This is a genomic window from Psychrobacter sp. DD43 (genome assembly GCF_904846555.1).
Lineage (GTDB): Bacteria > Pseudomonadota > Gammaproteobacteria > Pseudomonadales > Moraxellaceae > Psychrobacter > Psychrobacter cryohalolentis.
Genome location: NZ_CAJHBE010000019.1, coordinates 21625 through 35660, shown reverse-complemented (window position 1 = coordinate 35660; position 14036 = coordinate 21625). Strand labels below are relative to the sequence as shown.

The following is a 14036-nucleotide window of genomic DNA, read 5'->3' as shown; positions in this document are numbered from 1 at the left end:
TTAATAGACAGACTAACGGTCTTTACGCGGTAGCTTCTCTGGCAAGTAACAACGCAGATAAGCGATAGATGCCGTATTAGCTTCTTGCAGATACTTATCGGTAATACGCTCATGACGACGATAAGAAACAGTAAAGATCGCATTCACGATACTAAAGGTAATCAATAACACATCTTGAATATCTTCAAACTTAGGCACTTCATAGCGTTCAGCCAAACGATCATAGACCAATTTTACTACTTGGTGATCCATATGCTCGCCAAAACTGTCGCCTTCAAAATCAGGCGTATTGGTATCATAAATTAATTTGGCTTTGGTTTGATCTTCATCAAAAATTTGTACACAGCGATCAATCAGCGCTGTAAGATACCCTTGCCATCTATCATATTTAACCGTCTCAACGGTTCTCAATACATCTAAAATATCAATAGCATTTAAAAAACGCAGCGCCAAAAATATGGCTTCAATATTAGGGAAGAAATGATAAGCAGACGCCCGTGGAATACCCGCTTCTTCGCAGACAGCGGCAAGCGTAATATCATTGATAGATTGGGTTTCACTCAACTTTTTAGCACCCATCAACAATTTTTGACGGCGGGCGCGTCCTTGCTGGCTAGTAAACTTAAACTTATTCGGCACCAGCTTTTTTGCCAGCTCCGAATCTACTAGTACATCTTCAATTTTGTCGTCTTTATTTTCACTCATGATAAATCTCTTAATGTTATGTCATATCTTTAAAAATATAGTGTTCATCGGATAGTATGCGCCCTAAATCAAAGCACCATTTCTATCAATCATATATGGATTGATAACACCGCTACTATACTCAACGAAGAGGCATAATAAACGCTTGTACACTATCAAGCAAGGAACAAGAATAGGTTAAAAACAATTCACTAATTAATTATAAAATAGTGTTAATTGTGAAGCTTTATTTTCGCTCTTATAATACCATGGTCGATCACTCTATCTGCATAATCCCACTTTAAATGGTCATTAAAGTAGTCAACCCGTTCAACCTGACCGAGCGAAAACTTACTATCAGGTAGAAATTCTTCAGAGACAAATAACTGATCAATCACTTCTGGCATACCTTGATAGATATGAGTATATGCTACATCTTTCATCCAACCATAACGGGCTTGAATACGAGCAGCATCAAACAGCGCGACGTCTCGCATGCTCTTGTCATAGTTGACCTCGCCAATCTCAGTCATCAGCTGGGTGGTTACGCTTTCAGTCACATCATTCATATCACCAAGCAAAATCAAGGGCTCACGAGTATGCTGTAACCTATCTATGATAGAAAGCCTGATAGAAGCCGCTTCTGCCGCACGCATACACAAACTACGCAACTTGGCACGAATACGAATATTTGGATCATCCATATCTTCTAATAAATTACCGGCCTCATCACGTAAGAAAAAAGCACGTTTACTTTTTAGATGAGCGGTAATAATGGTTATCGGCTGACCAAATGCATCTACGCGCAATACAAGGGGCGGACGATTAAAGCGCTGATAAGGACCAACATCAGGGATATCGATGACCGCTTTTGGGGCAATCTCTTCAAGCAAACTGGTCTCTAAGTGCGCAAACCGACTAATAATACCGACAGCAGGTGTATTTTGCGCCCCTTTACCTTGCGTATAGGAATTTACGCTGTCATTACTTGCCAGTGGAATAACGACATGTTCAGGCTTAAAGCCCAATGATACTGCTAAAGCTTCGAGCGCTTCACTGTCCCATACTTCTTGGACCGCAATGATATCAGCATGTGCCTTTGACAGTAGATCTGTGATACCGCGTAACTTATGTTCGTATTCGTGATTAGTATATGCAGGTGCGTTTGGATAATAGAGACGATTGGGATTGGCAAAATTGAGCAGGTTGGCAGTTGCTATATAAAACTGCTTATGATTACTTTCATTATTATTGGTCATAAACTGCCTATTATTCTATAATTGTTTTTACATAAGGTTTCTAATTATTACTTATTGGCTAATTTTAACAATAAAGCATATTATATATTCATACATAGTAATATACAGTAAAAAAGCCTCCAAAGAAATCTTTGGAGGCTTTAAAATAGCATAAATTCAAATTATTGCGTCTGTTAACAAAAAATGTCTACAATCGAACTAAACCCAGTAATAAGACAGTAAGCTTTAGTCGTGTTTACTTACTTGAAGCAAGTATACTATTAGCAGCACTTGCATATTAATCGCTGACTACTTTTCATAAACTATCTGACCTGAGTACTTAATATCTTATTAAAATCAGCATAAATACATTAAGAAATGCGGTTCCATGCATCACGAGATGCTCTACGTGCCTCATTCCATTCCATACGTGATTCACCTTTCACATTGTTCCATGAGCGCTCTAAATCTGACTCATGATCTTCAAAGCGGGCATCAGCGGGATAACGTGCACGGTTAGCATAGCCTACCGCGTAAGCTGGATGCAAATCACGATCGAAATCATGACCTTCTTGATAGTAATCGGCATTGGCATACTCTGCACGCCAATATGCTTCTTCACGCGTTGGATCAATCGCTTCGGCTGCTGCATGACCTGCACCGCCACCGACAATTGCACCAATTGCTCCACCAATAAGCGTGCCTAATGGGCCTGCCATCGTGCCAATAGCAGCACCTGCTGCTGCGCCGCCAATACCACCAATACCTGTACCTACAGGGTGTGAGCCTGGCTCCCCTGTGATTGGATCAGCATTCAGATCACTTCTTGCTTCTTCCGACATATGCTTGACAGCAGTACGATCAATCGCATCATGATCCTCTATAATGTTGTCATTTTCATGTCTAATAACAGTGTTATTGATTGTCTGATCATTACCAGTCAATCGGCGCTCGTTGTCATCGATAATACGCTCTCTATCACCAACTTCAAGATAGTCATCAGTAATCACACGGTTATTCGGGTCTGTAATACGGCCATCGTTATTCATAATATCTTCCTTAATTGATTTGTTATATATTCTATTTATCGTCAATCCACTTAATAGCAATATAAGCTAGATTAAGCGTTTTATTAAATCTTCTAAAGTATATGAACTGAGTTCAAAGACAGATAGGTCGAATATGTAAACTGTGTCAAAATCACGATGGTATTGCGTTACAGTCTGTATCTGTACCAAAACTTTGTCATCTGACGTAGTTTCTAGGTGAGTCGATTACATAATATTGTAAAACGGCTATTAAGTAATAAGCCAAACACTATCTATCATAGTAATCATGGCACTATTAATGCTCTACTGATAGCTTGTTGCCATTTATACAGATGCTTTTCACGCACATCTATAGACATGTTAGGCTCAAAAACTCGATCTACCTGCCATGAGGCTTTCATCGTTGTATCATCATATAAACCTGTTTTTAAGCCAGCAAGTAAAGCGGCTCCTTTTGCAGTAATCTCTGTGTCTCTTGGACGCAGTACCGGCACATTCAATAAATCTGCTTGGAACTGCATCAACAAATCATTATTTGCCGCGCCGCCATCTACTCTTAATTCAGTGAGTGGATGCGGGCTGTCTTTTTGCATCGCAATGAGCACATCGTATGTTTGATAAGCAACCGCCTCGAGTGCTGCCCTTGCAATATGGGCTTTGGTCGTACCGCGACTCATACCAGTAATACTGGCACTAATATCTGAGCGCCAATAAGGGGCACCTAATCCCGTAAATGCTGGCAGCAAAACCACCTCTTCACTGCTCTCAACTTGCCGAGCCAAGTCTTCTACCTCGCCGCTTTTTTGAAACATACCTAGGTTGTCACGCAGCCACTGTACAATTGCACCCGCCATAAAAACACTGCCCTCTAACGCGTAAGTTACGTCTCTGTTTGGAGGCTGTAGCATGCGTCTGCCAGATTGGACGATTTGTTCGAACGAGAGATTGTCTGGGCGAGTTGGTGCAGATTTTCGTTGCCATGCAATAGTTGTGAGTAGCTTATGTTCACTAAGCAGCGGCTTTTGACCGATATTCATTAGCATAAAACAACCGGTGCCATAAGTATTTTTAGCCATGCCCGTCTCAAGACAGCCTTGACCAAAAAGTGCTGCTTGCTGGTCACCCAATACTGCATGAATTGGGATTTGTTTGGCAAATAATCCCTTTTTGGTTTTGCCAAAGTCGCCATCGGATGGCAGGACTTTGGGCAAAATATTCATGGGTATGCCAAATCGGGCGCACAACTCCTCCGACCATGCCAGTTTATGGATATCGTATAACAAGGTACGAGAAGCATTGGTGACATCGATGACATGCTCACCACCTGTGAGCTTATATATCAGCCAGCTGTCTATGGTGCCAACTGCTATCTCACCTTTGCTGGCGCGTACGCTTAATTTAGGATTTTGATCTAGTAACCAAGCGATTTTACTGGCACTGAAATATGGATCTAAACGCAGACCTGTAATACGTTGCACTTCGCTTGCCATATCACCTTGGCTATTATTACTAACCATACCACTTTGCGGCGTGGCGGTTAAGTTCTCAGTAGCAAGCGCTTCACAGTAGCTCGCTGTACGCCTGTCTTGCCAAATAATAGCGGGGGCAAGTGGCTTACCTGTTTGCTTATCCCACATGACAATAGATTCACGCTGATTGGTAATAGCGATACTGCTAACATCGGTGGCGAGTAGCCCTGCCTGATTAATAACGTCATGAGCGCAGCTGATTTGCGTCTGCCAAATTTGTTGGGCATCTTGCTCAACAAAACCTGCTTGCGGTGTCTTTAAGACCGTTGGCTGCTGTGCCATTTTAATTGGGCGCGCATGATCATCGTACAATATAGCCCGGCTTGACGTTGTCCCTTGATCTAACGCTAAAATATATCCTGCCATTACTCACATCCTATCTTGTCTTGTCTTGTCTTGTCTTGTCTTATCTTATTTGAGTCTAATATTATTATTTATTAACTATAAATTTATAAAATCTAAAATTCAGTATAGATAATGCTATCCATTTTATAGATAGTACTTACAAAAAATTTAAACCTATGCAATTAGGAAAATCAGAGGAAAAACAAGTTACTAGCCTATATCAGCCGTTTATTAAATGATGCTATTATTCGCTATAGTTAAAAGCGTTACCATAAACCCTTTGCTGATACAATGCAGAATAAGCAAATAGTGAGCATTGACCCGTCACTATTGTGGCACTACAGTGTACGCTTTGTCATCCATGACAAATTTTAGATCGAATTATATTTGATAATTTAGTCTATTTAGCAGCACATTTTGCATAATATTTAGCTTAGATTATCTCTAGCATAAATAGTACTCAGCATGACTAATACTGTTTATACATTGCGTGTGATTCTAGACACCTTTTAACTTGTACCTTGTATTCTAATTAATGGCTTACGTGACCTATGAAATTTGCTCTATCGACTCTGTCCACTGCCGTGATGACGATTACGCTCATGAGTATAGCGGCGACTGCCTCTGCACGCGCTAGTGAGCATATGAATGAGTCACAAAATGAGGTACTAGCTGTCAATGTGACACAGATTATCGACGCCGACAATCAAAACAATGCATCAAGTGCACTTGATATGGTCAATCAAAATATCACCTCTAAAACGGTATCCTCTAAGCATGCAGCTTCTGCAAACAAATCTTCTATAAACGAAGCTTCTGTAAAATCAGCGATGATACGTGTCGACAGTACAGCCGAGGTCTCTGGACATCAAGCAGCTCTAAGCACGCTTATCGATCCTATTACTCATAAAAGCATAGAGAACAGCTATCCGTTAGAAGTGTCTAGCTTGTTAAGTCTTGAACAAGCGCAAAGTATTTTGTTGCAAGTATCCCCAAAAATCGCTGCCAATCAAGCCGCTATTGCTGCCAGCGAGTATCAAACGGATGCCCTCAAAACTATCGACCACCCACTTGTATTTGCTCGTGTTTCAGCCACTACCTACAATTTGGATGCGGACATTGATCTATCGTCGCTAAAAAACGGCATCGTTAATGATATTAATAATGGGGTTGGTGACATTATTCCGCCCATTCCAGATTTGCCAAATTTTGGTGAATTGGTTGGTGAGCGTATCCCAGATAACTACGAGTTAAAACGTTCAGGCTCTACGGCGGGCGCAGGCCTTGGGATAGTATGGCCTATTTATACCGCTGGACGTACTGCCGCTCTGACAGGCGCGTCCAATGCTCGTACTCAAGAAGCCGTAGCTGACAGTATATTGGACAAAAACGAGCTTTATAACACCTTGATTGAGCGTTATTTTAAAGCGCAATTGGCAATCATTGCCGCCTATTTACGCGACGATGCCTATGATACCTTGCAGCAGACTGACCATATGGCGCAGCGGCTTTTTGAAGAAGGTTTTATATCGCGAGTTGATCGCTTAGAAGCGCAATCGGCACTTGCTGATGCCAAAAGTGAATCTGTCAATGCCAATAATGATGCACGTCTTGCAATGATAGCTTTACAGCGTCTATTGCGCACTGAGTATCGCATTAAACCTCGCACACCTTTGTTTGTCTCAAGCCGACCCTTAGCTGATGTCAGCTACTTTCAAGATTTGGCACTGACCAATCACCCAGGTCTACAAAAAGTCGCCGCCAAACGTGCTCAGGCGCAGCAGCTACATGCGCTATCGGATACTGGTCACAAGCCGACTGTCATGCTGTATGGCTACGGGCAAATTGAAAAAGACCCTAGCTGGGTCGCTGGCATCTCAGCAAGTTGGAAGTTATGGGGCGGTCTGGATAAAACTGCGTCTCTGGCATCAAGTAATGCCAAGATACGCCAAGCTGATTTGTCTGAGATTGAAGTCAGTGACAACCTATTATTACTGGTTGAAAAAAACTGGCATGATGTGAATAACGCCCAATCACGCTATCAAGCTCTACAAAGCAATGTAGAGCTTGCGGCAGAAGTCTTGCGTTTGCGCAGGCTTGGACTACAAGAGGGTTTGAATACGCCAGTCGAGATTGCCCAAGCGCAAACACAGTCGTTAAAAGCACGTACGGAGCAAGCGCAAGCAGCTTATAGCTATGTTCAATCACTTGCTGCTCTTATGCAAAGCTGCGGTACGCCCCTTGCCTTTAATGCCTATCTCAATGCCGCCGATATTCGGCTACCCACTTTATATGACAAATAACATCGCCCATTTATCGTCTTAGCAATATCAGACGACAAACGATTTATTTTGCTTATTACCGACTTTATTGCTTTAGGAATCTCACTGTCATGACTGAATCTACCCACGAATCAGGCGACTCGCGCAAACTAGGTGGCTTAAACTCATCGACTGGATCGACCAATACTAACGATAATCCAGCGCCCACGAACATGGATTCTACGGTCGATGCAAATGATGCTGATGCGTCTAAGACTGCTATGAATAACAGCACTGATGCCGATAGGGACACTAATACTGATACTAGCATTGAGCCGGAGCAAACGGTGCCAAGCTATAAGCGCCAGTCAGTAAAAGATAATAAATCAACAAAGATTAAAAAGGCGATTTTGGCGCTGGTGATTTTAGTTATTTTGGGTGTGATTGCTTATGGTTTATACAAGAGCAATCAACATAGCGAGCCGCAAATTATTACCCTCCAAGGGCAAATGCAAATGCAGCAAACGTCTATCGCGGCAAAAGTACCGGGACGTATTGCAAAAATATTAGTCACAGAAGGTGATTCAGTCACGGTCGGTCAACAGCTGATAGAGATGGATTCGCCTGAGATTAATGCAAAAATCAATCAGGCACGCGCTGGCAAACAAATGGCACAAAGCCAGCTGGATAAAGCTGAAAATGGGGCACGTCCGCAAGAAATCGCTCAAGCAAAAGCAGCATGGCAAGCTCATAAAGCGGCATCTGACTTGGCAGAAAACACTTATCAGCGTGTTAATCGTCTGTATGAAGAAGGACTAATGGCACGGCAAAAACGCGATGAAGCCTATGCACAATATTTGGCAACTCAAGATCAAACTGAAGCAGCACGCTTACAGTATGAGTTAGCGATGGAAGGCGCACGTAGTGAAGATAAGTCAGCGGCGACTGCACAAGTTGCGCAAGTCGATGCGCAATTAGAAGAAGCATTGGTAGCGAAAGAAGAAGCCAACTTAAAAAGCCCAATCTCTGGTGTCGTCGATAATGTCATCGTCAATGCAGGTGAAGTGATCGGTCAAGGTGTGCCGCTGCTAACCTTAGTCAATACCAATGATCAATGGGTCGTCTTAAATGTCACGGAAACCTACTTAAATCGGTTTGCGATTGGTCAGCGGTTCATGGGTACTATTCCCGCTTTATCATCACCTGAAAAGCCTTATACCAAGCAATTCACTGTTTATGCTACTTCAACCTTGTCTGACTTTGCCACTTGGCGACCGACTAATAATGATGATGGTTTTGATGTTCGTACCTTTGAAGTAAAAGCCCGACCCACTAACCCTGATAGACGTATTCGCTCAGGTATGAGCGTAGTTGTACGTCTCAATCCTGCCCTCGTTAATCAGAACCAAGAGTAAGCTATGCGCCTGACGAAGCTAAAGGATGCTTTTGTACGCAGTGCAGCTTACGAGCGACGTTTTTTGGTAAAAAATCCGTGGGACTTGGCGATGGTGTTCTGGATACCGCTGGCTACTGTGCTATTAATTTGGTGGATTTTTTCACAAATACAAATCACTGATTTGCCTATTGGCGTGATTGATAATGATCGGGGGCCTGTTGCCAATACGGCATTACGGTATTTGGAAGCCAATCCTAATTTGACGGTAAAGCAGCTATATCATACGCCTGCTGCGGCAAAAGCTGCTATCTTGCAGCGTGATATCTATGCAGTCGTCATTATCCCTGAAGATTTTTCTCGTAATATCTTATTAAGTAAGCCTGCTCCTATTGTACTCCAAGTCAATGCCCAATATGGCACCCACTCTGGCATTATCCAAACCAGCGTACAGTCTGTCATCGGCACCTTATCCGCAGGCGTTGAGATGAAGCGCTTGGTCAAGCAAGGGATGGCTCCATCACAAGCTGCGATTGCCTACTCTCCTATTAGCATTCAACGTATTAGCTTGTTTAATGCTGCGACTGATTATCAGCAATTTTTGGCATCGACAGTCATTCCTGCTCTGTTGCATATTTTGGCAATGGTCATTGGCGCAACGACGATCGGCCGTGAATTGCGTGACAAGCGAATCGGACGCTGGTATCACTTTATTAATGGCAGTCATGTTTCTTTAACATTACCACCTAAAGATGATCAACCTAATAATGACAGCCAACCTAGTCCATTAGATAATGTCTCAGCCAGTCAAAACCAAGCACCAGAAGAAGTAAGTATACCGGTATTGGTAGTTGGTTTATTGGGCAAGTACTTTTGGCCGCTACTGGCTTATAGTATTTGGTCGATATTGGCTTTATGGCTGGCAGCGCCGCAACAATCGATTGCTATTAGCGCGCTCATGGTAACCTATATAAGCCTTATATTATTAATGATGTTATCTTTCTGGCTTGGCGCTATATTTACCTTAGGCTCCTTCTCATTGCGTATGGGTTTATCGGCGACGGGTTTTATCTCAGCACCTTCTTATGCGTTCGCTGGGGTGACGTTTCCTTATGTCGCTATCAGTAAGAATGCCCAGCATTGGTCAGATGTGTTGCCGCTTACCCATTATCTTAAGCTGCATATTGCACAGTTACAGATGCAAGCGCCTGTCATCATATCCTTACCAATTGTTTATGGGCTGACGCTAGCAACACTCGTTACGCTATATTTAACGGCCTTACTAAGCAAACGCGCATTAGCGCATCCTGAACGCTGGGGAGCACGCTGATGTCATCCAATTCAAATCATAAATCGTCTACTAAAATAGTAGTATCAGAGGAAATTCTGGCATCACCAAGCTTCTTTGGCAGCTTTTTACAAACCATAAAAGACGTGTTTTCTGATAAAGGTGTGCTGTTACTATTGATGATTGCACCGATTATCTATGGTTTCTTCTATCCTTGGCCGTATTCTACCGAAGTTGTAAACCACGTGCCTGTTGGCATTGTTGATAAAGACAATAGTCCTTTATCGCAAACCATCGTTCGCTATGCCAGTGCCAGCCCGCAACTAGATACGAAACGCTTCTTAAATGAGCAGCAAGCCATCGATGCCATATGGGCGGATGACATCGCAGGCTACATGATTATTCCAAGCGGACTTGAACAGCAAGTGTTGTCAGGCAAGGCTGCGAGTGTCAGCGTGCTTGGTAATGGCGGCTATTTTTTATTAAATAAAAACGTACAAATGGGCTTTTTACAAGCTGTTAGCACTGTCTCAGCCAGTATTGAGGTGAAAAAAAACGTGGCACAAGGGGCGTATTTAGTGACTGCTCCTGCCAATACTCAAGCTGTGCCCTTAAAAATTATTCCTCTATATAATCAAACAGAAAGTTATGGCGCTTACGTCGTGCCAGCAGTGTCTATTCTTATCTTGCAACAAACACTGTTGATGTCCACGGCGATGTTGATTGGTACGTGGTATGAGCAGCGTCGTCATAGAACCACTATTCGCGGCTGGTTTGGGCGGATCGCAGCACTGAGTATGTTTAGCTTCGTGATTGGCTGTTTTTATTATGGTTGGGTATTTGAGCTACATCATTATCCGCGCGGGCAAAATATGCTGGGCAGTTTGTTATTTTTGCTGCTATTTTGTCCGACAGTCGCGACCCTTGGCTGTCTACTGGGACTTTGGTTTCGCCAGCGTGAGCGCAGTATGCAAATTCTGATATTTAGCTCGCTACCGATGTTTTTCGTCAGTGGTTATCCTTGGCCTGCCCATCAATTGCCTGAGTTTCTGCAAGTTATTCGCTGGCTATTACCAACGACGCCTGGCATCAATACTTCCGTGCAGCTTAACCAAATGGGTGCCAGTATCGCGCAAGTAGCGACCGGTTTTTATGTGTTGGCAGGATTGTGGGCTTTTTACTTTATCCTGCTTTTGCTATTCCGCTGGTTTACTGCAGAGCGTAAAAGCATTTATTAAAGTTAATAATATGTAGTCATTTCAAAGTAAAAGCGACTATAGTCAGTCCTAAATAAAAGAAACACAAATACTATCAATCCCTACTGGGTTAATTTTTCTTGCTTGCTGTGCCTACGCAGACAGAGGCTGCGAATAATTAACCCCAGTAGTTCTGTTCTCTTTTAAAAGTGGATAAACTATAACTTTTAATGACTTATTATCGCTATTATAAAGTCAATAAAAAAAGCGCCTGTATAATTACAGACGCTTTTTTATTGACTCAGTTTAATATCATTAATCGTTAGAACACACGATTAAGACCGTTCAATGCCGCGACGCGATAAGCTTCTGCCATTGTTGGATAATTAAAGGTGGTATTAACAAAGTATTCAAGCGTGGCATTACATTTCATCACGGCTTGCCCAATGTGAATAATCTCTGAAGCATGATTGCCGTAGCAATGAATACCTAAAATCTCTAACGTCTCACGGTGGAACAAGATTTTTAGAACACCTGAACGCTCACCAATGATTTGCGCGCGCGCAAGATGCTTAAAGAAAGCCTGACCGACCTCATAAGGAACTTTGGCATCGGTTAACTCTTGTTCCGTTTTACCGATACATGAAATCTCAGGTATCGTATAAATACCTGTTGGTACGCTCGATACGGGCTCTGCATCACGGTCACCGACCATAAATGCCGCCGCACAGCGCCCTTGGTCGTAAGCGGCAGAAGCTAATGAAGGCCAACCGATAACGTCGCCCGCTGCATAAATATTTTCAACTTCGGTACAGTAAGTATCATCAACTTTCAGCTGACCGCGGCTATTGGCTTCTAGACCTAGGCATTCTAAATTTAAGCCTTCAGTATTACCTGAGCGTCCATTCGACCATAAAATAGCGTCTGACTTGATTTTCTTACCACTTTTTAGATGCAAAATCACACAGTCATCATGCGTTTCTAAATGGTCAATCTCTTCATTGCTGCGGATAACCACGCCAAATTGACGGAAATCATGAGCGATGGCGTCACTGATTTCACTATCCAAATAGCTTAGCAGTTGATTCTGGTTATTAATCAAATCTACTTTATAGCCAAGACCGGTGAAGATAGACGCATACTCACAGCCAATCACGCCAGCGCCATAAATAATGATTTTCTTAACGACATAATCCATCTGTAGGATTTTATCAGAATCAAATACGCGTGGATGATTAAAGTCTAAGATATCAGGGCGGTATGGACGGCTGCCGACCGTAATGATAGCTTTGTTAAAGGTGATCGTTTCAAAGGTATTTTCATCAATTTCGATACGTATCGTGTTTTTATCGATAAAATTTGCCCAACCATGAATCACTTCGATTTGGTTGCGCTCATAGAATCTGGTGTGCGTCTGAACCTGTTGCAGAATCACTTTTCGAGCTTTAGCTAACACGATATTCAGCGGGACTTGATGATAGTCCATGGCCTTAGTAAACATCTGGTCACGGCGAAAGTTAATCAAGTTAAAAACGGACTGGCGCAAAGCTTTACTTGGAATCGTACCAACGTGGGTACAGTTACCGCCTACTTGCTCACGCGGGTCAATAACTACCACCTTCTTACCCGATTTGGCAAGTTTCATGGCAGCAGCTTCACCCGCAGGACCTGCACCTAATACGACCGCATCATATTCAAACTCATGCTTATCGCTTTTTAGACGTTGTGAATCCTTAGTAAAGCCCGATTTTACGTCGATACGTGTATCATCTAGTGGATTGACCAAATCTGGATGATGCATGATATCTTCAGTAACTTGCTCATGCGTTTGTTCGATTTTCTCTTTCTTATTTTTACCCTCAGTATGCTCGGGGTTTGGCACACGACCACTTTCCTTATTAGACACCTCAGTTTTAATATCTTTACCAGTATCATTGGTCGCGTCGCCTATCGTTTTGCTTCCCATCGTGTCCTCTTTATTCATTTATGAATCTGTTTTTTAGCTCGCGGACGCCTTCATCTTTATAAATGTCTAGATAAAAATATCCATGGTGCTAAAGTGTGTCCACCATACGTGGTGATACGTTATTTTGCAATACAGCCACGACTACAACTGTTTTTTTCAAAAGTATTGTTTTTCAGAAAAATAGAGGCCGAGCTCAATTAGCCAATGCGGCGTTTGAGACCAGTCATCTGTAATATACGCGTGGCAATCTCTTCAACAGACATCTCTGACACATCAAGGCTTGGAATCCCCTGTGAGGTATAAATTCCTTGTATTGCACGCTGTTCTTGCTGACATTGCTGATAACTTGAGTAGCGACTACCCGCGCGACGCTCTTGGCGGATTTTCACCAAGCGATCCGTATCGATAATCAGACCAAACAACTTGTGTTTATGCTCACGCAATGCTTTAGGTAGCTGGTTGTCGTTTAGGTCTTCTTCGGTTAAAGGATAATTGGCCGCTCGAATACCAAATTGTAGTGCCAAATATAAGGAGGTTGGCGTTTTACCAGAGCGTGAAACGCCAATCAAAATAATATCTGCTGCATGATAATGACGGGTACGAGCGCCGTCATCGTTATCTAAAGCAAAATGCACCGCATCAATACGCTCTTTATAAGTCTCAGAGTCGACGTTATCATGTGCATGACCTGAATGCCCATCTGGCTCCACGCCTGTCTCTTCTGCTACGCGACCGATGAGACCTTCATACATATCAAGATTACAACTGTGCGCTGAATTGATTTTTTCACGAATCTCAGGACTGACAATGGTATCAAATACCAATGGCAGCAAGCCATCTCGCTGATAGGCGGTATTGATTTGCACAACTGCATCTTCAGCACGTTCTAGATTATCTACATAAGGCAATACTCGAGTCTCAAAGGGCACTGAAGCAAATTGGCTTAAAATAGCACGGCCAAGCGTTTCTGCTGTAATCGCCGTGCCATCAGAGATAAAAAACGCCGTTCTTATGTTTTGAGCGTTATCAACTTCTAGTGCTTTCATATTTTGAATCGTAGAATTGGGTTGTGGTGACGAATGATTTA

At 42.7% G+C, this 14036-nt stretch carries 10 protein-coding genes; 4 read left to right on the top strand and 6 right to left on the bottom strand.

Going from position 1 to position 14036, the window contains the following annotated elements; all coding sequences use genetic code 11:
- Positions 1-12: 12 nt before the first annotated feature.
- The 4 genes from JMX89_RS10315 to glpK form a co-directional block, all read right to left on the bottom strand.
- Positions 13-705, bottom strand: a complete 693-nt coding sequence (locus JMX89_RS10315) for a TetR/AcrR family transcriptional regulator (protein ID WP_011513381.1) — start codon at positions 703-705, stop codon at positions 13-15.
- A 212-nt stretch (positions 706-917) separates the two neighbouring features.
- Entirely contained in the window at positions 918-1943 is a 1026-nt protein-coding gene (locus tag JMX89_RS10310) for an endonuclease/exonuclease/phosphatase family protein (protein ID WP_133104139.1), read from the bottom strand.
- A 350-nt stretch (positions 1944-2293) separates the two neighbouring features.
- Positions 2294-2764, bottom strand: coding sequence for a hypothetical protein (locus JMX89_RS10305; protein ID WP_227673074.1), 471 nt, complete (start codon positions 2762-2764; stop codon positions 2294-2296).
- 491 nt (positions 2765-3255) lie between these two features.
- Positions 3256-4866, bottom strand: coding sequence for a glycerol kinase GlpK (gene glpK / locus JMX89_RS10300; protein ID WP_201551482.1), 1611 nt, complete (start codon positions 4864-4866; stop codon positions 3256-3258).
- A gap of 530 nt (positions 4867-5396) precedes the next feature.
- Here glpK and JMX89_RS10295 point away from each other — a divergent pair.
- The 4 genes from JMX89_RS10295 to JMX89_RS10280 all read left to right on the top strand — a co-directional run bounded on the left by JMX89_RS10295 (position 5397) and on the right by JMX89_RS10280 (position 11025).
- Positions 5397-7148 (top strand): TolC family protein, encoded by a 1752-nt coding sequence (locus tag JMX89_RS10295; protein WP_201551480.1) that lies wholly within the window; start codon positions 5397-5399, stop codon positions 7146-7148.
- Between the two features lie 89 nt (positions 7149-7237).
- Positions 7238-8521 carry an HlyD family secretion protein gene (locus JMX89_RS10290; protein WP_201551478.1) on the top strand — a complete coding sequence of 428 codons (1284 nt, stop codon included), beginning with the start codon at positions 7238-7240 and terminating at the stop codon, positions 8519-8521.
- Positions 8522-8524: 3 nt separating this feature from the next.
- Positions 8525-9829 carry an ABC transporter permease gene (locus JMX89_RS10285; RefSeq protein WP_133104135.1) on the top strand — a complete coding sequence of 435 codons (1305 nt, stop codon included), beginning with the start codon at positions 8525-8527 and terminating at the stop codon, positions 9827-9829.
- Entirely contained in the window at positions 9829-11025 is a 1197-nt protein-coding gene (locus JMX89_RS10280; protein WP_201551476.1) for an ABC transporter permease, read from the top strand. The genes JMX89_RS10285 and JMX89_RS10280 overlap by 1 nt, the downstream gene beginning before the upstream one ends.
- A gap of 280 nt (positions 11026-11305) precedes the next feature.
- On the opposite strand, the gene sthA is transcribed toward JMX89_RS10280, so the two are convergent.
- Together sthA and JMX89_RS10270 are read right to left on the bottom strand one after the other, a co-directional pair.
- Positions 11306-12949 (bottom strand): Si-specific NAD(P)(+) transhydrogenase, encoded by a 1644-nt coding sequence (sthA, locus tag JMX89_RS10275; protein ID WP_011513373.1) that lies wholly within the window; start codon positions 12947-12949, stop codon positions 11306-11308.
- 197 nt (positions 12950-13146) lie between these two features.
- Positions 13147-13995 (bottom strand): pyruvate, water dikinase regulatory protein, encoded by an 849-nt coding sequence (locus tag JMX89_RS10270; protein ID WP_041753451.1) that lies wholly within the window; start codon positions 13993-13995, stop codon positions 13147-13149.
- Positions 13996-14036: the final 41 nt, after the last annotated feature.

Excerpts from the sequence above, each read along its gene's own strand:
- JMX89_RS10285 (WP_133104135.1), top strand. The coding sequence starts at position 8,525 with ATGCGCCTGACGAAGCTAAAGGATGCTTTTGTACGCAGTGCAGCTTAC.
- JMX89_RS10280 (WP_201551476.1), top strand. The coding sequence starts at position 9,829 with ATGTCATCCAATTCAAATCATAAATCGTCTACTAAAATAGTAGTATCA.
- glpK (WP_201551482.1), bottom strand. The coding sequence starts at position 4,866 with ATGGCAGGATATATTTTAGCGTTAGATCAAGGGACAACGTCAAGCCGG.
- JMX89_RS10295 (WP_201551480.1), top strand. The coding sequence starts at position 5,397 with ATGAAATTTGCTCTATCGACTCTGTCCACTGCCGTGATGACGATTACG.
- JMX89_RS10290 (WP_201551478.1), top strand. The coding sequence starts at position 7,238 with ATGACTGAATCTACCCACGAATCAGGCGACTCGCGCAAACTAGGTGGC.
- sthA (WP_011513373.1), bottom strand. The coding sequence starts at position 12,949 with ATGGGAAGCAAAACGATAGGCGACGCGACCAATGATACTGGTAAAGAT.
- JMX89_RS10305 (WP_227673074.1), bottom strand. The coding sequence starts at position 2,764 with ATGTCGGAAGAAGCAAGAAGTGATCTGAATGCTGATCCAATCACAGGG.
- JMX89_RS10310 (WP_133104139.1), bottom strand. The coding sequence starts at position 1,943 with ATGACCAATAATAATGAAAGTAATCATAAGCAGTTTTATATAGCAACT.
- JMX89_RS10270 (WP_041753451.1), bottom strand. The coding sequence starts at position 13,995 with ATGAAAGCACTAGAAGTTGATAACGCTCAAAACATAAGAACGGCGTTT.
- JMX89_RS10315 (WP_011513381.1), bottom strand. The coding sequence starts at position 705 with ATGAGTGAAAATAAAGACGACAAAATTGAAGATGTACTAGTAGATTCG.